Origin of the sequence: Actinoplanes sp. CA-131856 (genome assembly GCF_050956135.1) — a bacterium.
GTDB lineage: Bacteria > Actinomycetota > Actinomycetes > Mycobacteriales > Micromonosporaceae > Actinoplanes.
Map to the genome: position 1 here is coordinate 3,563,419 of NZ_CP191849.1, position 19,145 is coordinate 3,582,563.

Annotated in this window: 20 protein-coding genes and 1 pseudogene; 11 read left to right on the forward strand and 10 right to left on the reverse strand. The window is 69.9% G+C overall.

The features are described from left to right. The first annotated feature begins 31 nt into the window (after nucleotides 1-31). The 3 genes from ACQP2X_RS16520 (at nucleotide 32) to ACQP2X_RS16530 (ending at nucleotide 1,624) form a co-directional block, all read left to right on the forward strand. Nucleotides 32-466: a hypothetical protein gene (locus ACQP2X_RS16520; RefSeq protein WP_498697892.1), complete on the forward strand. Its 435-nt coding sequence runs from the start codon at nucleotides 32-34 to the stop codon at nucleotides 464-466. Further along, complete coding sequence (locus tag ACQP2X_RS16525) at nucleotides 463-774, forward strand: transcriptional regulator (RefSeq protein WP_498697894.1); 312 nt, start codon at nucleotides 463-465, stop codon at nucleotides 772-774. The genes ACQP2X_RS16520 and ACQP2X_RS16525 overlap by 4 nt, the downstream gene beginning before the upstream one ends. Before the next feature lie 70 nt (nucleotides 775-844). Continuing rightward, entirely contained in the window at nucleotides 845-1,624 is a 780-nt protein-coding gene (locus ACQP2X_RS16530) for an SAM-dependent methyltransferase (RefSeq protein WP_498697897.1), read from the forward strand. Here ACQP2X_RS16530 and ACQP2X_RS16535 read toward each other — a convergent pair. Next, complete coding sequence (locus ACQP2X_RS16535; RefSeq protein ID WP_498697899.1) at nucleotides 1,612-2,517, reverse strand: acyltransferase domain-containing protein; 906 nt, start codon at nucleotides 2,515-2,517, stop codon at nucleotides 1,612-1,614. The two genes, ACQP2X_RS16530 and ACQP2X_RS16535, sit on opposite strands and share 13 nt — an antisense overlap. Nucleotides 2,518-2,553: 36 nt before the next feature. Between ACQP2X_RS16535 and ACQP2X_RS16540 the strand changes: the two genes are divergently transcribed. Then, nucleotides 2,554-3,609 (forward strand): LacI family DNA-binding transcriptional regulator, encoded by a 1,056-nt coding sequence (locus ACQP2X_RS16540; RefSeq protein WP_498697900.1) that lies wholly within the window; start codon nucleotides 2,554-2,556, stop codon nucleotides 3,607-3,609. Nucleotides 3,610-3,821: 212 nt separating this feature from the next. After that, nucleotides 3,822-4,163, forward strand: a pseudogene (locus ACQP2X_RS16545) (IS630 family transposase); the annotation flags it as partial. On the opposite strand, the gene ACQP2X_RS16550 reads toward ACQP2X_RS16545, so the two are convergent. From ACQP2X_RS16550 to ACQP2X_RS16565, 4 genes are read right to left on the reverse strand one after another with little or no spacing between them, the layout of a single operon-like run. Continuing rightward, nucleotides 4,160-5,857: a glycoside hydrolase family 127 protein gene (locus ACQP2X_RS16550; protein WP_498697902.1), complete on the reverse strand. Its 1,698-nt coding sequence runs from the start codon at nucleotides 5,855-5,857 to the stop codon at nucleotides 4,160-4,162. The pseudogene ACQP2X_RS16545 and the gene ACQP2X_RS16550 overlap by 4 nt on opposite strands. Next, nucleotides 5,854-6,738, reverse strand: coding sequence for a carbohydrate ABC transporter permease (locus tag ACQP2X_RS16555; protein ID WP_498697904.1), 885 nt, complete (start codon nucleotides 6,736-6,738; stop codon nucleotides 5,854-5,856). Before ACQP2X_RS16555 ends, ACQP2X_RS16550 begins: the two co-directional genes overlap by 4 nt. Further along, a complete protein-coding gene (locus ACQP2X_RS16560; RefSeq protein ID WP_498697906.1) occupies nucleotides 6,735-7,613 on the reverse strand; it encodes a carbohydrate ABC transporter permease in 879 nt (292 codons plus the stop codon). The genes ACQP2X_RS16555 and ACQP2X_RS16560 overlap by 4 nt, the downstream gene beginning before the upstream one ends. 11 nt (nucleotides 7,614-7,624) lie before the next feature. After that, complete coding sequence (locus tag ACQP2X_RS16565) at nucleotides 7,625-8,893, reverse strand: ABC transporter substrate-binding protein (protein WP_498697907.1); 1,269 nt, start codon at nucleotides 8,891-8,893, stop codon at nucleotides 7,625-7,627. A 181-nt stretch (nucleotides 8,894-9,074) separates the two neighbouring features. Between ACQP2X_RS16565 and ACQP2X_RS16570 the strand changes: the two genes are divergently transcribed. Beyond that, complete coding sequence (locus ACQP2X_RS16570; RefSeq protein WP_498697911.1) at nucleotides 9,075-9,332, forward strand: aspartyl/asparaginyl beta-hydroxylase domain-containing protein; 258 nt, start codon at nucleotides 9,075-9,077, stop codon at nucleotides 9,330-9,332. A 146-nt stretch (nucleotides 9,333-9,478) separates the two neighbouring features. After that, a complete protein-coding gene (locus ACQP2X_RS16575; protein ID WP_498697914.1) occupies nucleotides 9,479-10,129 on the forward strand; it encodes a Type 1 glutamine amidotransferase-like domain-containing protein in 651 nt (216 codons plus the stop codon). Here ACQP2X_RS16575 and ACQP2X_RS16580 read toward each other — a convergent pair. Beyond that, the gene (locus ACQP2X_RS16580; RefSeq protein ID WP_498697916.1) at nucleotides 10,123-10,644 is read right to left on the reverse strand and encodes a hypothetical protein; all 522 of its coding nucleotides are present in this window, start codon (nucleotides 10,642-10,644) and stop codon (nucleotides 10,123-10,125) included. The two genes, ACQP2X_RS16575 and ACQP2X_RS16580, sit on opposite strands and share 7 nt — an antisense overlap. Before the next feature lie 609 nt (nucleotides 10,645-11,253). Here ACQP2X_RS16580 and ACQP2X_RS16585 point away from each other — a divergent pair. From ACQP2X_RS16585 to ACQP2X_RS16600, 4 genes are all read left to right on the forward strand, one after another. After that, a complete protein-coding gene (locus ACQP2X_RS16585; RefSeq protein WP_498697917.1) occupies nucleotides 11,254-11,670 on the forward strand; it encodes an NUDIX domain-containing protein in 417 nt (138 codons plus the stop codon). Between the two features lie 55 nt (nucleotides 11,671-11,725). Then, complete coding sequence (locus tag ACQP2X_RS16590; RefSeq protein ID WP_498697918.1) at nucleotides 11,726-12,829, forward strand: NDMA-dependent alcohol dehydrogenase; 1,104 nt, start codon at nucleotides 11,726-11,728, stop codon at nucleotides 12,827-12,829. Between the two features lie 69 nt (nucleotides 12,830-12,898). Beyond that, the gene (locus ACQP2X_RS16595; protein WP_498697919.1) at nucleotides 12,899-13,714 is read left to right on the forward strand and encodes an NmrA family NAD(P)-binding protein; all 816 of its coding nucleotides are present in this window, start codon (nucleotides 12,899-12,901) and stop codon (nucleotides 13,712-13,714) included. Nucleotides 13,715-13,725: 11 nt separating this feature from the next. Beyond that, complete coding sequence (locus ACQP2X_RS16600; RefSeq protein WP_498697922.1) at nucleotides 13,726-14,775, forward strand: DUF2293 domain-containing protein; 1,050 nt, start codon at nucleotides 13,726-13,728, stop codon at nucleotides 14,773-14,775. 516 nt (nucleotides 14,776-15,291) lie between these two features. On the opposite strand, the gene ACQP2X_RS16605 is transcribed toward ACQP2X_RS16600, so the two are convergent. The 4 genes from ACQP2X_RS16605 to efeO form a co-directional block, all read right to left on the reverse strand. Beyond that, on the reverse strand, nucleotides 15,292-16,041 hold the full coding sequence (locus ACQP2X_RS16605; protein ID WP_498697923.1) for a tetratricopeptide repeat protein: 750 nt from the start codon (nucleotides 16,039-16,041) through the stop codon (nucleotides 15,292-15,294). After that, nucleotides 15,957-16,664: a hypothetical protein gene (locus ACQP2X_RS16610; protein ID WP_498697924.1), complete on the reverse strand. Its 708-nt coding sequence runs from the start codon at nucleotides 16,662-16,664 to the stop codon at nucleotides 15,957-15,959. Before ACQP2X_RS16610 ends, ACQP2X_RS16605 begins: the two co-directional genes overlap by 85 nt. A 98-nt stretch (nucleotides 16,665-16,762) precedes the next feature. Beyond that, complete coding sequence (gene efeB / locus ACQP2X_RS16615) at nucleotides 16,763-18,004, reverse strand: iron uptake transporter deferrochelatase/peroxidase subunit (protein ID WP_498697926.1); 1,242 nt, start codon at nucleotides 18,002-18,004, stop codon at nucleotides 16,763-16,765. Between the two features lie 2 nt (nucleotides 18,005-18,006). After that, nucleotides 18,007-19,137, reverse strand: a complete 1,131-nt coding sequence (efeO, locus tag ACQP2X_RS16620) for an iron uptake system protein EfeO (protein WP_498697928.1) — start codon at nucleotides 19,135-19,137, stop codon at nucleotides 18,007-18,009. Nucleotides 19,138-19,145: the final 8 nt, after the last annotated feature.

The following is a 19,145-nucleotide window of genomic DNA, read 5'->3' on the forward strand; positions in this document are numbered from 1 at the left end:
ATGACGGAAAACATCTGCGATAGTTTCCGTCATGGAAAACAACGTGCACGTTCCCGGCTCGGCCGAGGCCCGCGAGGCGCTGGCGAGCATCGAGACCGCCCAGCGTGCCGTGCGGGACACGCCGTGGCCCACGTGGATCTATCCGGTCAACGCGCTCCTGCTGGGCGCCATGACGTTGAGCTTCGCGCTGGGTGAGGACGGGGTCACCTATCTGCTGGCCGGCGGCGCCGTGCTCGTCGCGGTCAACATGCTGGCCGGCTACCGGATGGGCACGCCGTTCACCCTGCCCACCAGCCGCGTCTTCCTGGCCTTGGCCTTCACCGCGATGGGGTGCCTGCTCGCCGCGTTCATCGTCGCCGAGATCACCACGCAGCGGTGGCCGATCGTCATCCTCGCCGTCGGGGCGGCCGTCCTGTATTTGGCGGCCGGCGTGGTGCACCGGAAGTCGACGGGGGCGCCCCGGTGACGGCGGAACTCGATCCGGTCATCCACCCGACGCACCGCCTGCGGATCTGCGCGATGCTGGTGGCCGGCGGCACCGTGGAGCTGTCGGTGATCAAAGAGCATCTGGATCTGAGCCCGTCGGCGCTGAGCAAGCAGGTGGCCGCCCTGGTCGACGCGGGTTACGTGAAGCAGGACCGTCTCGGCTCGGACACCCGCCGGGTGTGGCTGACGATGACACGCCAGGGGCGGAAGGCGTACCAGGGACATGTCGCCGCCCTCCGCGAGATCGTCGACGCGACGGCGCCCTCGCTCGAGGAGCTCTCTCAATAGCCGGGCCCGACCGACAGGCTGTCGCGCCGAGGTGGTGACCCGGACAGCCGGTCCACATTAGAGTGCTGGCATGAGCTTCGACACCGGCGTTCCGCACTCGGCTCGGGTCTGGAACTACTGGCTGGGTGGGACCGACAACTTCCCGGTCGATCGGGCGGTGGGGGACCAGTTCGCCGGGCTCTATCCGGACATCACGGTGGTTGCCCGGTCGTCCCGGGCCTTTCTCAAGCGAGCCGTCACCTTCCTGGCCACGGAGGCCGGCATCCGGCAGTTCCTTGACGTCGGGACGGGCATGCCCACCGCCGAGCACACCCACCAAGTGGCCCAAGCCGTGGCTCCCGACGCCCGCATCGCATATGTGGACAACGATCCTCTTGTGCTGTCGCATGCGCGGACGCTTCTCACCGGTACGGCCGAGGGCGTCACCGAATACATCGACGCCGACCTGCGTGATCCGGGTGCTGTCCTCGAAGCCGCGGGGCGGAGCACCCTTGACCTGTCGCGGCCGGTCGGGCTGATCCTCATGAACATTCTGGGGCATGTGCCCGACCTGGATGATGCCGTGGCCATCGTCCGGCAGTTCATGGGTGCGCTGCCCTCGGGCAGCTATCTTGTCACCGCCGACGGGACCAACGTGCTCGACGGGCCCGCCTTCGAGGAGGCCATCGGGGTGTGGAACGCGAACGCCCCGCTCTCCTACCATCTGCGGCGGCCCGAGGAGCTCGCCCGCTTCCTCGAAGGGCTCGACGTCGTCGAGCCGGGGCTCGTCCCGTGCTCCCGCTGGCGTCCGGCCGCAGGTGACGATCCGCGTGAGGTCGACGAGTTCGGAGCGGTGGCTCACCAACCCTGACGCAGGCGGCCCCGGCGCCACTGCCAGTGTTTCCCGGCCGTCAAGTGGTCGATGATGGCGCGCTGGAGGACGGTGTCGCGGGGGAGCTGGTCCAGGGGAGTGGTCAACGTGCGGAAGACGAAGCGGCGGGCCTCGACGTCGGCGTCCGGTACGGCCAGTTCCTCGTACGGCAAGAGGTCGAACCTCTGCTGGAAGCGGACGATGTTGGAGCCGGGCGGCAGGTAGTCCAGCAGTTGCGGGTCGAGGAGCCAGGAGCCGCAGGTGTACGCCTCGTAGCGCTCCTCGGGGAAGTGGCGCGGGAAGAACTCCCGCGCCCGGTCGAGGGACGCGTCGACCGAGGCCGGGGTCAGCGGGCCCGACTCGGGGATGTGCAGGTCGATGGTCGTGTCGCCGCGCTGGAACTGCAGACGGCCCAGCTCGTAGAGGCCCCCGCGCACGTGCAGGGTCAGCCAGCTCTGCATGACCGGCCAGCCTTCGCCCTTCATGCGGCGGTCGACGGCCAGGTTGCGGCCCAGGTCGGCCAACGTCGCCCGGGTCACCTCGGCGGGGATGCCGCGGTCGCGGTGATAGGCGGTGACCACGTCGACCAGGGACAGGTAGACGTACACGAAGTAGCGCGGCAGCTCGGGGCCGGGTGACAGCCAGCCGTAGCCGCCCAGGTCGGCCCGGACCAGGGCGGTCGAGCGGTCCAGCAACCACCGCAGGGCGGGGCTCCACTGTGGGGACGGCCAGCCGGCCATGATGTCGGCGGCGTCGTCGGGACGGACACCGAGACGGTCGAGGCGCGGTGAGGTGGGCAGGGGCGCCGAGGGGTGGTCTCCGGCCAGGCGGTGCACGCGGTCGATCTCCTCGACGGGCACGCCGAGCTGGGCGGCCAGGTGATCCAGGTCCACCGGGTGACCTTACCGCCGGTGTTACGCTTCGCGTCGATGGCGACTTCCGCGCGCGGAGAACGAAAAGAGCCGTCCGTCGTCACGATGCGGGACATCGCCGAGGCGTCCGGCGTCTCGCAGAGCACCGTGTCGCGGGTGCTCAACAACGCGCCGACCCGGGTGCCGATCGCGGCCGGGACCCGGGAGCGGGTCATCGAGACCGCCCGCCATCTGGGCTATCGGCCCAATCCGCTGGCCCGGGGGCTGCGGGGAGCGTCGACCAACCTCATCGGCGCCGTCGTCCGGGACTTCAGCGACGTCTTCTACGCGGGCGTCATCGAGGCGCTCGTCGTCGAGTCGGTCGCGCACGGCTACAACGTCGTGCTCGGCCACGTGCACGGGCAGCTCGACGCCGCCTCGCCGCTGACCACGGTGCTGGAGACCCGCCACACCGACGCGATCATCCTGCTCGGTGACATGCAGGGCTATCCGGAACTGCTGGCCGACCTGCGGCGTTCCCCGGTGCCGGTGGTGGGCCTGTGGCAGGGAGCCAGCCCGCTCGAGTTCCCGACGGCCAACCCCGACGACCGGGCCGGCGTGCGGGCCGGCCTGGAGCATCTGGCCGCGCTCGGGCACCGGCGCATCGGGTTCCTCAGCGCCGAACTGCCGAACGAATACCGGATCCGCGAGGAGGCGTACGTCGATTTCATGCGGGAGCGGTTCGGCGGCGTACCCCCTCATCATCTCCGTCGTTGCCCTGGAACCTTGGACGGCGGCGAGTCGGCGCTGGCCGAGCTGATGAGCCTGCCCGAGCCGCCGACCGCGGTGGCCGCCTCGACCGACCTGGTGGGGGTGGGCGCGCTGCACGCCGCGCACACGCTCGGCGTCGCGGTGCCCCGCCAACTGTCCGTCGTCGGTTTCGACGACATCCTCATCGCCGCGCACACCGTGCCCGCCCTGACCACGCTGCGGATGCCGATCGCCGAGATCGTCGGCTTCGGGGTGGCCCAGGCGGTGTCGCTGGCCCGCGACCCGTCGTCGCGCCCCGAGCCCGGCGTGACAGTCTTCCCGCTGCCCCTGATCGTGCGCGACTCCACGGCGCCGCCGGCTTAGCAGGGCGCGCCGTCTTGACGATTGTTCCGCGGAACGGGCGACGGATGGACACCTTTCGGGGTCAAGGTCTGGCTGGGCTCGGTGGACACAGACTGTTTCGGTGAGTAACAACCGGGCCAGCTGAGCGTCCGGCAGCGTCGGAATCCTTGCCCGAACAACTCCGCCGCGGCCTGCCCGACCTGCTGCCGCCGTGCCGTTCCGCCTGATCGACACTCGACCTGATCGCCCGCGTCCGCGCCTGCTGGATGCCACACGGCCTGCGCCACCGAGTCATGACCCCCGGGAAGAACCTGCGCCGCACCGCCCCAGCGCTGGCTCGACGAACACCGCCTGCAGCTGATCCGCAGCGCCCGTTACAGCCCCCTGGACAACCCGATCGAACGGATCTGGGCCGCGATGAAATACCGCATCGCCAACACCGCTCCCGCGACCATGACCGATCCCATCCGCCAAGCCCACGCGTTCTTCCAAGACCGCACCGACGCTCAGAACCTAACCACCGCCGCACCCTGGCTCCCCCCAGTTACGGACAAGACTTCTGGCCAGGTGCTTAGCGCGGGATCCACACCCGCATGCCGCCGGCGCCGCGGTTGGCCCAGGCGAAGTACGGGACGGCGGTGTCGAGGCCGACCAGGGACTCGGCCAGGCCGGTACGGGGCAGAAGGGCCGGCTCCCGGCTGAAGTCCCAGGTCAGGTCCGGGACGTCGGCCTCCTCCAGGCAGTAGACCAGTGGGCCTCTCTCCAGCGCCGCGCATCCCCGCACGGCGTCGATCCGGGGGTCGGGCTCGGTGACCCGGGGCGGCATCTCCAGGCGGAGCTCCACCAGGTCGCCGGGCTGCCAGCGCCGGTGCCGCTTGACCACGCCGGCCGCCACCGCGTGCGTACCGTCCGGACCGGTCAAGGTGGCCGTGCGGCACCATCGTGGCACTCGCAAGGACAAGGTCCACGGCTCCGCCGGAGATTCCAGCAGTTGTACGGCGATTCGGCCGTCCCACGGGTAATTCGTGTCGACCCGCAGACGCCTGGGGCCGGCCCCGATGGTCGCGGTGGCGTACTGGTGCAGCTGAATGCCGCTGTCGTCCGCCGTCGCCAGCAACTGCTTGCAGCAACTGAGCATCCGCATCAGGTTCGGCGGGCAGCAGGCGCAGGCATACCAGGGCTGACGATCCCCGGTGCCGTCCGGCGCCCGGTGTGTCCGGCGCTGCAAGGGGTTGGTGTAGAAGAAACTTGTTCCATCGAGCGACATCCCGGGCAACACCCCGTTGTAGAGGATTCGCTCGATCGCGTCGGCGTATCCGGGCTCGCCCGTGGCCAGCAGCAGCCGCCACGCGAGCATCACCCCGGCGATCGACGCGCACGTCTCGGCGTACGCGCGGTCCGGCGGCAGCTCGTACGGATCGCCGAACGCCTCGTCCCGATGCCGGCTGCCCATGCCACCGGTCAGATACATGCGCGTGCGCGTCAGATCGTCCCATCGGCGCCGCACCGCCGCCAGCAGCCGATCGTCACCGAGCTCCACGGCGACGTCGACGGCGCCACAGTCAAGATAGAGCTGCCGTACGGCGTGACCCGCCACCGACGCCGCCTCACGCACCGGCTCGTGGTCCTGCCAGTAGGCCGCCCCGAACTGCTCGGCCCCGGCCAGCGTGCCGTGCCCGCGCATGTCGATCATGCGGGCGGCCTTGGTCAGATGGCGCCGCTCGCCGGTCACCCGGCTCAGCTCCACCAGCGCCATCTCGATGTTCGGATGCCCGTCGATGATCCCGTCCGGCACGTGATCGGCGGCCCGAACCGCGATGTCGAGCAACCGGTCGTCGTCGCGGGCGCGATGCCACGCCACCGCCGCCTGGATGAGGTGGCCCACGCAGTAGAGCTCGTGACCCCAGGACAGGTCCCGGTACGGCTCGCCGGTCCGGAAATAGCTGTTCAGATAGCCGTCGGGCCGCTGGGCCGAGCCGATCAGGGCGATCACATCATGGTCGGGAAGCCCTTCCCACCCCGACGCCTCCAGCCATTTGTAGACGTCCGAGTCGAGGAAGGGCAGGGTCCCCCGGTAGTCGCCGGTGAGCCGCAGATTGTCGAGGTTTCCGGCCTTCTCCAGCTGTTCCAGGCCGTACGGGATGGTGCGTTCCCGGTTGACGCGGACCCGCGAAGCCCAGAAACCGCCGGTGAGCTCGACCCGCCGGGCGTCGAGGGGACGGAGCCGGGTCAGCGCCGACGGGGACGGCTGCACTGCTGTCACGCTCATTTCACGGCTCCGCTCATCAGGCCGGCCATGTAGTACCGCTGGAGCAACAGATAGACGGCCACGCAGGGGATGATCGAGATGGTGATGCCGGCCTGGAGCATGCCCCAGTCGGTGCCGCCCAGGCTGGTCTCGGTGCGGGCCGTCGCCAGGATCACGGGCAGTGTGAACTTCGCGCTCGAGCTCATCATCACGAGCGCGCCCAGGAACTCGTTCCAGGACGTGATGAAAGCGAACAGGGTGACGGTGACGACCGCGGGCAGGGTCGGCGGCAGGAAGACGCGCCGCAGGATCTGGTGCGGGGCGGCGCCGTCCATGATGGCGGCCTCCTCCAGCTCGCGGGGCACCGCCGCGAAGCTGTTGCGCAGGATGTAGAGGCTGAACGGCAACTGGATCGTGGTGTGCAGGATCGCCAGCCCGATCAGCGAGTTCGTCAGGCCGATCTTGGCGAACATGAGGAACATCGGGGTCAGGAGCGCCTGGTACGGGACGATGAGCGCGAACAGGAGCACGATGAAGATCAGTTCCTTGCCGGGCACCGGGAAGCGCGACAGGCCGTACGCGGCCGGCACGGTGAGCAGCAGGGTGAAGACGATCGTCAGCACCGCCGTGCCGAAGCTGTTGCCCAGATAGGTGAGCAGCCCCTCCTGGTAGTCCCAGAGCCGCTGGTAGCTGTCCAGGCTCAGCCCGTGCGGCAGATAGGTGGGCGGCGCGGCGGCCGCCTCGGCCGTCGGCTTGATCGAGGCCAGCACGGAGTAGAGCAGCGGCAGCATCATGATCGTGCCGATCGCGACGCAGCCGGCCGCCACGAGGTGGCCGCGGTGCCCGGCCCTGACCGGCTGGGCGACGGCCCGCTCCCGGGCCCGGGCCAGCGTGGCGGTCACGACTCGCTCCGGCGGGTGAGGACGAGCTGGACGACGGTGAAGGCCAGGATGGTCACGGCCAGGATCAGCGACAGGGCGGCCCCGTAGCCCAGCTTGAGATAGGGGAACGAGTTCAGGTAGACGAAGAAGACCGAGGTGGCGGTCTCGTTCTGCGGCTGACCGGCGGTCATGATGTAGAACTGGTCGAACGCCAGCAGCGAGCCGATCACGCTGACCAGGGTGACCAGCAGGACCGTGCGCATGGTGAGCGGCAGGACGACCCGGCCGATCCGCTGCCCATAGCTCGCCCCGTCGACCTGGGTGGCCTCGGTGATCTCGGTGGGGATGGCCTGGATGGCGCCGACGAACAGGATCATCCCGAAGCCGATGACCTTCCACACCACCGACGTGCTGATCGCGAAGTTCGACGTGCCGGCGTCCACCCCGAGCCAGAGCACGGGGTGGTCGACCAGGCCGAGATCGAGCAGGATCCGGTTGATCACGCCGAAGTCGGTGCTGAACAGCCAGTACCAGAGCAGGCTGGAGACACCGAGGCCGATGACGACCGGAACGAAGACCACCGTACGGGTGACGACACGCACCCGGCCGGCCGGAGCCGTCAGCAGCGCCAGCAGGTAGCCGCCGACGATGAGCACCGGCGTGATCAGTGCCGTGTATTTCAGCGTGAACAGGAACGACGTCCAGAACTGCCGGTCGCCGAACGCCTGCCGGAAGTTGCCGGCGCCGATGAAGCGCGGCTCGGAGATCAGCGACCACTCGTGCAGCGACATCCACACCATCCGGCCCAGCGGATAGACGGTGAACACCAGCACGAAGGCCAGGGCCGGAGCGGTGAAGGCCAGACCGGTGAGCCGGTTACGGCGCGTACGCTGCATGCCCTTGTCTCCTAGGACTTCGAGGCGATGTCCTTCATCGACTTCTTGGCGTCGGCGATGACCGCGTCGAGGTCGTCGTCGGTGTAGTAGGCGCGCTGGAGCATCTTCAGCCACGGGCCCTGCGGCGAGTTGATCTGCTCGAAGAAGGTCAGGGTGTACGGCGTCCGGCCCACCGTCAGCGCCTCGGCCACATCCTGCACCAGCGGTTCGGCCTGGAAGTACTTGTTGTCGACCATGTCGCTGCGGGTGGTCAGGTTCAGCGCCTTGGCGTACACCTCGACCTGAACCTCGTCGGAGAGCAGGAACTTCATGAAGTTGACGGCGTCGTTGACGCGCTTGCTGCCCTTGGGGACGACGACCAGGTCGCCGCCGATGAACGAGGCGCTGGATCCGGCGGTCATGCCGGGCAGCAGGGCCACGCCGAAGTCCATCGTGGGGTTCTGCTGCCGGGCCAGCGTGATGTTGAAGTTGCCGGTGCCCATCATGCCGACCTTGCCCGAGCCGAACTGCAGGTGGAACGTCTCGCCGTTCTCGGTGCGGTCACCCTCGTGCACGTTGCCGGCCTTGACCATGTCCCGTTCGAACTGGAGCACCTGCTTCACGCCGTCACCGACGAGCGGCTCGTCGCCCGGCCCGGCGGCCTCGATCTTCGCCCCCGACGCCCACATCAGCGGGCCCACCGTGAAGATGTTGCAGCCGGCGCAGTTGCCGGGCAGGTAGTAGCCCCGGACATCCCCACCCAGGGCGGTGATCTTGTCGGCGTACGTCCGCAGTTCGGGCAGGCTGGTCGGCGGTTTGGCCGGGTCGAGACCGGCCCGCTTGAACAGGTCCTTGTTGTAGAAGAGGGCGGACACGTCGGCGTACAGGGGAACGCCGTAAAGCTTGTTCTCGTAGGTCGCGACCGTCATGTGGCCCTTGCTGGCGGTCTTCAGCTCGGGCCAGCCGCTGATCCGCGCGGTCAGGTCGACGAGCTGCCCCGCCTTCTCGAACTGGGGCGCGTAGATGAGGTCCATGCCCATCAGATCGGGCACCTGCCCCGACGCGATCCCCTGAGCGATCTTGCCGACCATCTCGGTGTGCGGGATGTAGGTGAGAGCGACCTTGCAGTCCGGATTCTTGGCGTTCCAGGCGGCGACCAGCATGTCGACCATGTCCTTGTTGCCGCCCGAGCGCTCCCACATGGTGAGCTCGCCCTTTGTGGCGCAACTGGTCGTAGCCTCCACGACCTGCTCGGACGTGGACTCCTCAGCCCCTGCGGAGCAGCCGGCGACCCCGATCATGGCCGCGACCGTCAAGAGGGACAATCGGTTCCTCATTAGACGCGCCTCCTGCCGAGCACCCCCGGCCCGGATGCCGGGTTACCGGCGACCGTACGCCTACCGCATACGTTTGCGTACATACGTTTGCAGCCTTCGGCACACCTTGCCGAACCCGACATAGGCGGAGGTTCCCCGCGAGCCGGTGAGTTCGGCGTGTTCGTATGACGATGACCAGTTCCCGTTCCTGGCCGACTTCCGCCGGTCGTGGAAGGACATCCGGGCCGAGTGCGCGGCCCTGGACGGCGATTCGTTCGAGCCGTGGGTGCAGCGCGAGACGTACGGAACCGGCTGGAGCGTCTATGGGCTCATCGCGTTCGGCACCCGGATCGAGGAGGCGCTGGCGGCCTGCCCGCGCACGGCGGACGCGCTGGGCCGGATCCCGGACCTGACGACGGCCTGATCGTCCCCGACGGTGACTGCGCGCTGCGGGTCGGCGCGGATGAACTGCCACCCGACGTGGCGGCCGCTGTGAAACGGCGGTGATGCTTTTGTGCGGGCGTGCCGGCGTACATCATGGAACTCCGGTCCTGGATGGTTGGAGGCGCTTTGAAGCTGTTGCTCACCTCGGGTGGAGTCACCAATCCGAGCATTCAAGCGGCGCTCGTACGTCTTCTCGGCAAGCCCATCGCCGAAAGCCACGCCCTCTGCGTGCCGACCGCGCAATGGGGGCACCCGGCCTGTGGACCTCAGTCGGTGCGCGGGCTGGTGACCGGCTATGAGTTCCTGACCGGGCTGGGCTGGGCGTCGCTGGGTGTCCTCGAGCTCACCGCCCTGCCCACGATCGGGGCCGAGCGCTGGATGCCGTGGGTTCGTGAGGCCGACGTGCTGCTGGTCGACGGGGGTGACGCCACCTATCTGAGCCACTGGATGCGGGAGTCGGGACTGGCCGGTCTGTTGCCGTCACTGACCGAGAAGGTCTGGGTCGGGGTGAGCGCCGGCAGCATGGTGATGACGCCGCGGATCGGGAAGGTGTTCGTCGAGTGGGCGGCCGCCCCGGACGACCGCACGCTCGGTGTCGTCGACTTCTCGATCTTTCCGCACCTCAACGCGTTCCCCGACAACTCCATGGCCGACGCCGAGCGCTGGGCCGCCGAGCTGGGGGCGCCGGCCTACGCCATCGACGAGCAGACGGCCATCCAGGTCGTCGGCGGCGCGGTCGAGGTGATCTCCGAGGGCGAGTGGAGGAAGTTTCAGTAGCCGGTGATCCGTGCGGGGAACCAGGTGACTTCCTCGGGGGTGCCGTCGACGGTGCCGCGTGCGCTGTTGGCCCGATCGGCGACCTGCCGCGCCGCGGCCAACGAGGTCAGCAGGCCGTACTCGTTCGTCGCTTGTTCCCGGAGGCCGTAGCAGAGCCAGCTGTGGAAGCGGCCCGCCTCGAAACCGAGCACCTCGAAGCCGAGCGTCCGGCCGGCGGGCGGAGGGGTTCCCCGGGCGAGGTTCACCAGCATGGGGTGGGGATAGTCGCCGATCCACCCTTCGACCATTCCGGCGACGTCGCCGGCTTGCGATGCCGGCACGCTGACCGCCAGCACATGACCGGCCGTGGGGGTCACGTCGGGCTGGATGGGATGCCAGGGCGCGATCAACGGGTCGTCACCGAAGGGCAGCAGCTCCGCCAGACAATCGCTGACGGTGACGACTTCAGCGCGAGGCTGTGACGGAGGGACCCAGCGCTTCGCCACGGCGAAGGCGGCCAACACGTATGACGTCATCGCAGAGCTATCGACAAGGGCGCGCTGGAGCGCTCGAAGCCGAGCCGTCGGCGAGCTCGACGACACACAGACCGGCCTCGTTGATGCCTTCCAGGCAGCCGCTCAGGTAGCCCTCGATCCGGGTGCCCCTCCACCACGTGGGGCCGGGCCAGGGCGGGAAGCCGCTGACCGGGTGAGGGCGGCGCCGTCTCGATGACCGAAGCGTGAATATCGAAGTTCCGTACGACAGTGGGCGGACACCACACCGCCGAGCATCCGCCCGGCAGAGGCAGCCCGTTCAGCTGGTCGACACACACCCCGGGGTCGTCGTCGGCCACGCCGAACGCCGCCGCCATCCCGCGTGAGCGCTCATGGTGTTCGGGCCAGTTGACCTCGAACCACCGCCGGCGGGCCCGGCCGAGCCGGGGCGCCACCTCGAGCGGCGCGGAGCCGTAGGCGTCGACGGCGGCTTGGGCGAGCGCGAACCCGATCTCCGCCTGCGTCCCTCGCACGACAAGGTGAGAAACAACGGCGAAGTCCCCGGGTACGCCAACTCGCACACGGTGATCCTCACACATCACCACGTTCCGCGCGGGGCCGGCGGCGGCTTGTCCTGCCACAATCGCACCCATGCCTGAGATCGTCACCGGGGGTCTGGTTCGCGAAGGCCGGGTGCTGCTCGTTCACCGCAGCCCGGACCGCCACGTCTATCCGAACGTGTGGGATCTGGCCGGCGGGCACGTCGAGGCCGGGGAAAGTGAGCTGACCGCGCTCGCCCGGGAACTGCGTGAAGAGCTGGGCGTGCGCATCTCGACCGGCTCCGCGATCCACCTGTGCCGGTTCGCGGTGGGCTCTGGGGAGGAAGCGGCGGGCTCTGGGGAGGAGCCCGTGCGCTTCAGCGCCTGGATCGTCGGTGAATGGGCGGGGACGCCGGTGAACGCCGCTCCCGATGAACATGACGAGATCCGGTGGTTCCGGGCCGCGGAGCTGCCTCCGCTCGCCCACGACAAAGTCGGCACGGCGTTGAAGGACGCCCTCGGCCTGTGATCCTGGTGACGAGGGTGGAGGCGAACCTCGTACGACCGCCTGCGTCTTTAAAGGCATGAAAACCAAGGCCGCGGTTCTGTTCGAGACGGGCAAGTCGTTCGAGATTGTCGAGCTCGATCTGGACGAGCCGCGCGAGGAGGAGATTCTCGTACGGTTCGTGGCGGCCGGGCTCTGTCATTCGGAGCTGCATTACACGAGCGGCGACATCGCGGCCCGGGTGCCTTTCGTGGGTGGGCACGAGGCGTCCGGTGTGGTCGAGGCGGTCGGGTCGCGGGTCACGCGGGTGACGCCGGGCGATCACGTCGTGACGACCTTTGTGCCCAGTGACGGGATCTGCCAATACTGCTCGACCGGGCGGCAGTCCCTCTGCGTGCTCGGGGCCACGCTCACCACCGGTGAGCTGCCGCAGGGCGGTTTCCGGATGCATCACGGCGCCACCGACGTCGGCGGCTTCTGCATCATCGGGGCCTTCTCGGAACGGTCGGTGCTGTCGCAATATTCGGTCGTACGCATCGACCCGCGCCACGATCTGACGACGGCGGCGCTGTTCAGCTGCGGCATTCCGACCGGCTGGGGCACGGCCACGACGGCCGCCAATGTGGAGCCGGGCGAAATCGTGGTCGTCTTCGGCGCCGGCGGCATCGGCATGAACGCCGTGCAGGGCGCCCGATACAGCGGCGCCAGCGAGGTCGTCGTGGTCGATCCGGTCAAGGTCAAGCGGGACACGGCACGGCATTTCGGGGCCACTTACACGTACGCCTCGGCGGCCGCCGCCCTCGACCGGATCAGCGAGCTCACCGGCGGCGCCATGGCCGACAAGGCGCTGGTCACCGTGGGCCAGGTCGACAGCGGCGTCGCCACCGCCGCCTTCGACGCTGTGGGCAAGAGCGGCACCGTGGTCATCACCGGGCTGGCCAAGGAACGGTTCGCGGTGCGCTCGCCCAGTGACATCATGCTGGTGCAGCAGAAGACCGTGCGCGGGTCGATCTACGGGTCACTCAATCCGCAGTACGACATCCCGCGGCTCCTGCAGCTCCACCGCACCGGCGACCTGCGGGTGGACGGGCTGCTGACCAGGACGTACACCCTGGACGAAGTCAACGACGGCTATCGCGATCTCGTGCAGGGGCGCAACATCCGCGGCGTCATCGCCCTCTGAGCGTTTCGCTTATGCGGGCGAGCTTCTCGGCCATTCTGCGTCTCGGGCGGCGCCGGTCTACTGGAAAGCATGACGAACACGACGCTTCTCATCGGTGGAACGGGCAAGACGGGACGCCGCGTGGCGGAACGGCTTGCGGGGCAGGGCATCGACGTCCGGGTCGGGTCGCGCGGCAGCAGCACGCGGTTCGACTGGCACGACGAGTCGACGTGGGCGCCGGCGCTGGTGGGCGTCCGGGCGGCGTACCTCACCTTCTATCCCGATCTCGGTCTTCCCAGAGCGGCCGAGATCGTGGGTGCCTTCGCCGAGAGGGCGGCGGCCTCGGGGGTCGAGCAGCTGGTGTTGCTGTCCGGGCGTGGGGAGCCCTTGGCCCAGCAGGCCGAACGGAACGTGCAGGCGGCCGGGACGGGCTGGACGATCGTGACGTGCTCCTGGTTCATGCAGAACTTCAGCGAGGACTTCCTCGTCGAGGCGGTCCGCGGCGGCGACATCATGCTGCCGGCCGGTGACGTGCCCGAGCCGTTCGTGGACGCCGAGGACATCGCCGACGTGGTGGCGGCGGCGCTGGTCGATCCGCGGCACCGGGGGCGGCAGTACGAGCTGACCGGGCCCCGGGCGCTGACCTTCGCCGACGTGGCGGCCGAGCTGAGCCGGGCCACCGGCCGCACGATCAAATACACACCCATCACCCACGAGGAGTACGGGGTGGTGCTGCGCGACGCCGGGCTGCCGGCCGAACTGGGCGACATGTTCCGGCACATCCTCGACGGCCGCAACGTGCGCACGGCCGACGGGGTGCGGGAGGCCCTGGGCCGGCCGGCCCGCGACTTCGGCGCGTATGCGGACCGGCACGCGGCCACGGGAGTGTGGGGTCCGGCCGGGTAACGTGGCCGTCCATGCAGCCCACCTCGAAGCTGGAACGCCGCGTGGTGACCGCCGCCGAGAAGGCACTGGCCCGGCAGCGATATGTGAGCCCGTTGGACGTGCTGACCGGCCTGGGCTGGCTGGAGCCGGGCCGGGTGACGGAGTGGCGCCAGGGTCGGGCGCCGGTCCTGGAGGCGGTGGCGGCGGTCTCGCCCGACCGGATCACCGACGCGCTCGAGGTGTTCCACCGCTGGGTGCGAAGCCGCGGCTTGCAGCCGAGCGAGGTGGAGTACGTGGCGGCGACCCGCGACCGCCGCCAGTTGCGTTTCACCGAGTCGGGCGACGAGGTGGCGTACCGGACGCATTGGATGGCGGCCGAGCTGACGGAGAAGCAGCGGGAACGGATGACGACCCGGCAGAGCAAGGCGCCGGACCTGGTGGTGGTGCTGCCGGACCGCGAGTTCACCTGCACGGGCTGCGGCGACACGAGCGCCGGCATGCTGATGATGGAGGACGGCGGCCCGATCTGCCTGACCTGCGCCGACCTCGACCACCTGGAGTTTCTGCCGGCCGGCGACGCCGCACTGACCCGCCGGGCCAAGGCGGCGAGCCGGCTGTCGGCGGTGGTGGTCCGGTTCAACCGTTCCCGCAAACGCAACGAACGTCAGGGCCTGCTGGTCGAGCGCGCGGCGATCGAGGAGGCCGAGCGGCAGTGCCTGTCCGACGAGGACGCGCGGGCCCGCCGCCGGGACCGGGACCGGGTACGCCGGGAGGCCGCCGACGAGGTCTTCCAGCAGAACCTGAGCGCCGAGATCCTGCGCCTGTTCCCGTCGTGCCCGCCGGAGCGGGCCACCGAGGTCAGCGAACACACGAGCCTCCGGGGCTCGGGCCGGGTGGGCCGCAGCGCCGCCGGCCGCTCCCTCGACCCCGACGCGGTGACGAGGGCGGTGATCGCCTCGATCCGCCACAAGGACACCCCGTACGACGACATGCTGATGTCCGGCGTCCCCCGGGACGAGGCCCGCACCCGCATCCGCCCCACCATCGACAAGGTCCTCGACACCTGGCGGCGTCCCCTCTGAACCTTGTCACTGCGGGTGGATCATTTCTCGCTCGCTTGTAAATGCGCGGCCTTCTGGCATGAGTGACGGGGGCAAGGGGGCGATATGTCCAAGGCTTTATCGCGAGCAGGTGGCAGTATTCAGAAGTCCGGGGTGCGGCGTGCTCTGGCGGTATACGTCACCGGCCCGGAAACGTCGTCATCAGCTCGTTCGTCTTCGCCGACCCGACCGTCTACGCCGAGACGTACGCGCAGGGTCGCCTGGTCGGCACCCACGAATTCGGTCACGCGCTGGGGCGGGATCACACGAACCGGGCTGACAACATGCGTGGAAAGTTCATCGGAATCGCCGCGCCCGGGCTGGGAGTGGCGGCCGCCGCGGGAATCGTGTTCGCCGGATTTCCCGCTCGGGATCCGCTGAGCCGGCGCCGGAAAAGGTGGTCATTCATACCGACCGCTACGAAGTCGGCGTGGCCAGGAGCGGCATGGGTAGCGAGTACGGTCTCGCCCAGTCGGACGACGCCGCCCAGCCGCCCGTTCAGGTGTTGAAATGACCCGGACTGTCAAGGACTGACGGATGGGGCCCGACGGCGGCTGTAGCCCGGCGCAGGGCCCCCTCCTCGGCGGCGTCGGGGGCCAGCTTTCGCAGCTCGCGGGCGGCGTCCAGCTCGGACAGAGCCGCGGCCCGGTCGCCCCGGGCCAGATGTGCCTCGGCCAGCAGGCGACGGGTGACCGCCTCCTCGTGGGGATCGCCGACGCTGCGGTGGCACCGCGCGGCCGATTCCAGATGTTCGACCGCGGCCGCGGTGTCACCCCGCCGGAGGTGGGTGGCGCCGATGTTGGCCAGCGTCTCGCCCTCGGCCTCCCGGTGGCCCGCGTCCCGGAAGGCGAGCAGGGCCTGCTGGAAGTGGGTCAACGCCGTGCCGAAACCGCCCAGCGACGTGTGAATGCGGCCCAGGGTGTCCGACGAGAGCCCCTCGCCGTAGCGGTCGCCCTGGTCGCGGAACTGCCCCAGGGACCGTGCGGCCGCCTCCACCGCCTGGTCGGGCTTGCCGCCGTCCAGGTAGACCATGGCGAGGTTGTTCCACGCGTGGGCGACGCGCCGAGTGTCGCCGACGGCGGCGCTCAACCGCAGCGCCCGATGGTAGGCCTCCTCGGCGTCGTCGAAACGACGCCGGCCGGACAGGACACGGCCGAGGTTGATCAGGACGCGGGATTCTCCGTCGGCGTCGCCCGTCTCGCGGTAGTAGCTTCCGCCTGCCGCAGGTGATCCGTCGCCTCGGCCCACCGGCGCAGCGGTCGTCCGGCCGAGGGCGTCGGTCGTCCCGGTGGGCCGGCCGTGGGCAGCGACTCGCGGGTGCGCACGACCAGCGTCTCGGCGAACCCCTCGGGCCGGGCCGACAGCACCAGGTCGACGCCGGGCAGCACGTCGGCGTAGGTAGCCCGCGAACCGGACAGCACGGGCGCCGGCAGGGTCCACGGGGCCGTCAGCGCCAGCGCGCCTCCGGCGGTGGCGATCCGTGCCATGGCCCCGGCGCCCGCCGCCGCGAAATCCAGGTCGGCCGCCGTCGCCAGCGGCCGAACCCTGCCCCCGTCGGACCGCAGCGTCGTGTCGACGGCGGCCCACGACCCGCCGGAACCGCGCACCCGGCGCGGCACGGCGGACGTCTCCAGCGTGTAGGAACCGTTCGGGTTGGCGAACACCTGGTCCCGTTCCGACCGCTTGCCGAGCAACTCGACCCGCGACCCGCACGCCTTGGCCCGCGCCGACGCCGCGGCCGCGTCCGCTACGCCGGCCGGACACGCGACCGGCGCCGCGGCGGCCGGACCGCCCGGCGCGGACAGTCCGGAAGCCACCGCCGCCACCATCACCAGGGCGGCGCCCGCAACGCGCCGCGCGGAACCGAACATGCGTGCACTCCTTGGGCCAGGGCCGCACGCATCGGTCAGCGGCGTCCGGTCAGGACGCCATCATGGGTGACCAGGTTTGACATTCGTTTGACACGGGTTCAGGCGAACAGGGCGCGGCCCCAGAAGTCGTCCGGGCCGGACAGGCCCGGGGGACAGGCGAAGACGGCGCTGGAGACGTGGCGGACGTACTCGTTCATCTCGTCGTTGGCGGACAGGCTGCGCTGGACCGGGATGAAGGCCTTGGCCGGGTCCCGCTGATAGGCGATGAAGAACAGGCCCGCGTTCAGGCGGCCCAGACCGTCCGAGCCGTCGACGAAGTTGTAGCCCCGGCGCAGCATCCGGGCGCCCTTGTTGGTGTCGGGGTGGGCCAGGCGCACGTGGGAGGTCGTGGCCAGCAAGGGCTGGCCGTCGGCGCCGACAGCGGTGAAGTCGGGCTCGTCGAACTCGGCGTCCGCGCCCAGCGGAGCGCCGCTGCCCTTGTAACGGCCGACGATGCCTTCCTGCTCGGTCAGCGAGGAGCGGTCCCACGTCTCGATCAGCATGCGGATCTTGCGGGTGACCAGGTAGGAGCCGCCGGTCATCCACTCGGGGCCGTCGCCCGGCTGGACCCACAGGTGGTCGCGCAGCAGGTCGGGCTGTTCGGCCTTCAGGTTGCGGGTGCCGTCCTTGAAGCCGAACAGGTTGCGCGGTGTCGCCTGGCCCACGGCGGTCGATGACGTACGCCCGAAGCCCAGCTGCGACCAGCGCACGCTCACGGTGCCCATGCCGATGCGGGCCAGGTTGCGCACGGCGTGCACCGCGACCTGGGGATCGTTGGCGCAGGCCTGGATGGCGATGTCGCCGCCGGAGATGGCCGCGTCGAGGGTGTCGCCGGTGAAGCGGGGGAGTGGCTCCAGCGCGGCCGGGCGCCGGGCGGCCAGGCCGAAGCGCTGGAACAGCGACGGGCCGAAGCCGATCGTGATGGTCAGCGACGACGGCGGCAGGCCCAGCGCCTCACCGGTGTCGTCCGGCGGCGCCTCGGGTTCGCCGTTGACCGCGCCGATCTCGCCGGCGTCGCGGCCGGCGGTCATGCGGGCCGCGGCGGCGGTCCAGTCGCGCAGCATCCGGACCAGTTTGTCGCGGTCGGAGGTGATGACGTCGAACGCCACGAAATGCAGCCGGTCCTGCGCGGGGGTGACGATTCCCGCCTGGTGCTCGCCGGCGAAGGGAACGACGTCCGCGACCGGCGCCGGGGCGGAATCACGGTTGAGGGCGGCGCCGCCGGCCAGGCCGGCCGCACCCAGACCCACGCCGGCGCCGGCGAGCGTGATGGCTCGCCGGCGCGACATCTTCCACGGCATGATCAGGCCTTCTTCGCGACGACCGCGGCCACCTTGCTGATCGGCTCGGCCAGCGCGTTGATCGCGTCCGACAGGGTCTTCAGGTCGGCCTGGGTGAGCTGGTTGTGGTACTTCCAGCCGTCACCGTCGCGGTACTTCGACAGCGCGGTGTCGACGTTGGCGAACTCGGTGTCGAGCGTCTTGACCAGGGCCGGGTCGCGCTCCTCGAGCACCGGGCGCAGCGAGGCGATCGCGGCCTTGGAGCCTTCGACGTTGGCGTTGAAGTCCCACAGGTCGGTGTGCGAGTAGCGGTCCTCCTCGCCGGTGATCTTGCCGGAGGCGACCTCGTCGAGCAGGCCCTTGGCGCCGTTGGCGAGCTGGAGCGGGGAGAGCTTCTCGGCGTTGGCCTTCTGCACGATCTCCTTGACGTCGGTCAGCAGCTGGTCGGCGATCGGGCCGTCCTTGCTGATGTCCGGCTTCGCGGCCCACAGGTCCTTCTCGATGCGGTGGAAGCCGCCGAACTTCATGCCCTCCTCGGTGACCTCCTCGCGCCCGTCGATGCGCGGGTCGAGGTCGCCGAAGATCTCGGCCACCGGCTCGATCCGCTCCCAGTAGGTGCGGGCGATCGGGAACAGCGCCTTGGCCTCGTCGACCTTGCCGGCCTTGACCGCTGTCACGAACTCGGTGGTCTTGGTCTCCAGGGCGGCGGTCTGGCTCTTGACGTACCGCGAGTAGCTGGCGGTGGCCTCGGCCAGCTTGGCGTCCTCGGTGAGGGCCGGGGCCGAGCCCGACACGGTCAGCGCGCCCCGGATGCCCTTGCCGATCATTCCGGGCTTGCAGGCGGTCTCGTACGTCCCGGCGGGCAGCTCGACGTGCAGGTTGCGCGACAGTCCGGGCGCGATGTTCTCCACCTCGGCCATCACCCGGTCACCGGGCGCGTACACGTAGAACTCGGTGACCTTGTTGCCGCCGTTGGTGATGGCGAAGACGCTGGTGCCGGCGTCCACAGTGGTCTTGGCGACCTCGCACCCGGTGTCGCTGGCCTTGACCGCGATGGGCCCGCCGGCCGCCTCGTCCGCGCCGGAGTCGCCGGAGCCGCACGCGGCCACGGTGCAGACCGTCGCGACGGCCAGCAGAAGGGGGGTTTTGCGCACGATATCTC

Coding starts and splice junctions, on each gene's coding strand:
- ACQP2X_RS16520 (WP_498697892.1), top strand. CDS start 32: ATGGAAAACAACGTGCACGTTCCCGGCTCGGCCGAGGCCCGCGAGGCG.
- ACQP2X_RS16530 (WP_498697897.1), top strand. CDS start 845: ATGAGCTTCGACACCGGCGTTCCGCACTCGGCTCGGGTCTGGAACTAC.
- ACQP2X_RS16540 (WP_498697900.1), top strand. CDS start 2,554: ATGGCGACTTCCGCGCGCGGAGAACGAAAAGAGCCGTCCGTCGTCACG.
- ACQP2X_RS16550 (WP_498697902.1), bottom strand. CDS start 5,857: ATGAGCGTGACAGCAGTGCAGCCGTCCCCGTCGGCGCTGACCCGGCTC.
- ACQP2X_RS16560 (WP_498697906.1), bottom strand. CDS start 7,613: ATGCAGCGTACGCGCCGTAACCGGCTCACCGGTCTGGCCTTCACCGCT.
- ACQP2X_RS16565 (WP_498697907.1), bottom strand. CDS start 8,893: ATGATCGGGGTCGCCGGCTGCTCCGCAGGGGCTGAGGAGTCCACGTCC.
- ACQP2X_RS16580 (WP_498697916.1), bottom strand. CDS start 10,644: ATGACGTCATACGTGTTGGCCGCCTTCGCCGTGGCGAAGCGCTGGGTC.
- ACQP2X_RS16585 (WP_498697917.1), top strand. CDS start 11,254: ATGCCTGAGATCGTCACCGGGGGTCTGGTTCGCGAAGGCCGGGTGCTG.
- ACQP2X_RS16590 (WP_498697918.1), top strand. CDS start 11,726: ATGAAAACCAAGGCCGCGGTTCTGTTCGAGACGGGCAAGTCGTTCGAG.
- ACQP2X_RS16595 (WP_498697919.1), top strand. CDS start 12,899: ATGACGAACACGACGCTTCTCATCGGTGGAACGGGCAAGACGGGACGC.
- ACQP2X_RS16600 (WP_498697922.1), top strand. CDS start 13,726: ATGCAGCCCACCTCGAAGCTGGAACGCCGCGTGGTGACCGCCGCCGAG.
- ACQP2X_RS16610 (WP_498697924.1), bottom strand. CDS start 16,664: ATGTTCGGTTCCGCGCGGCGCGTTGCGGGCGCCGCCCTGGTGATGGTG.
- efeB (WP_498697926.1), bottom strand. CDS start 18,004: ATGCCGTGGAAGATGTCGCGCCGGCGAGCCATCACGCTCGCCGGCGCC.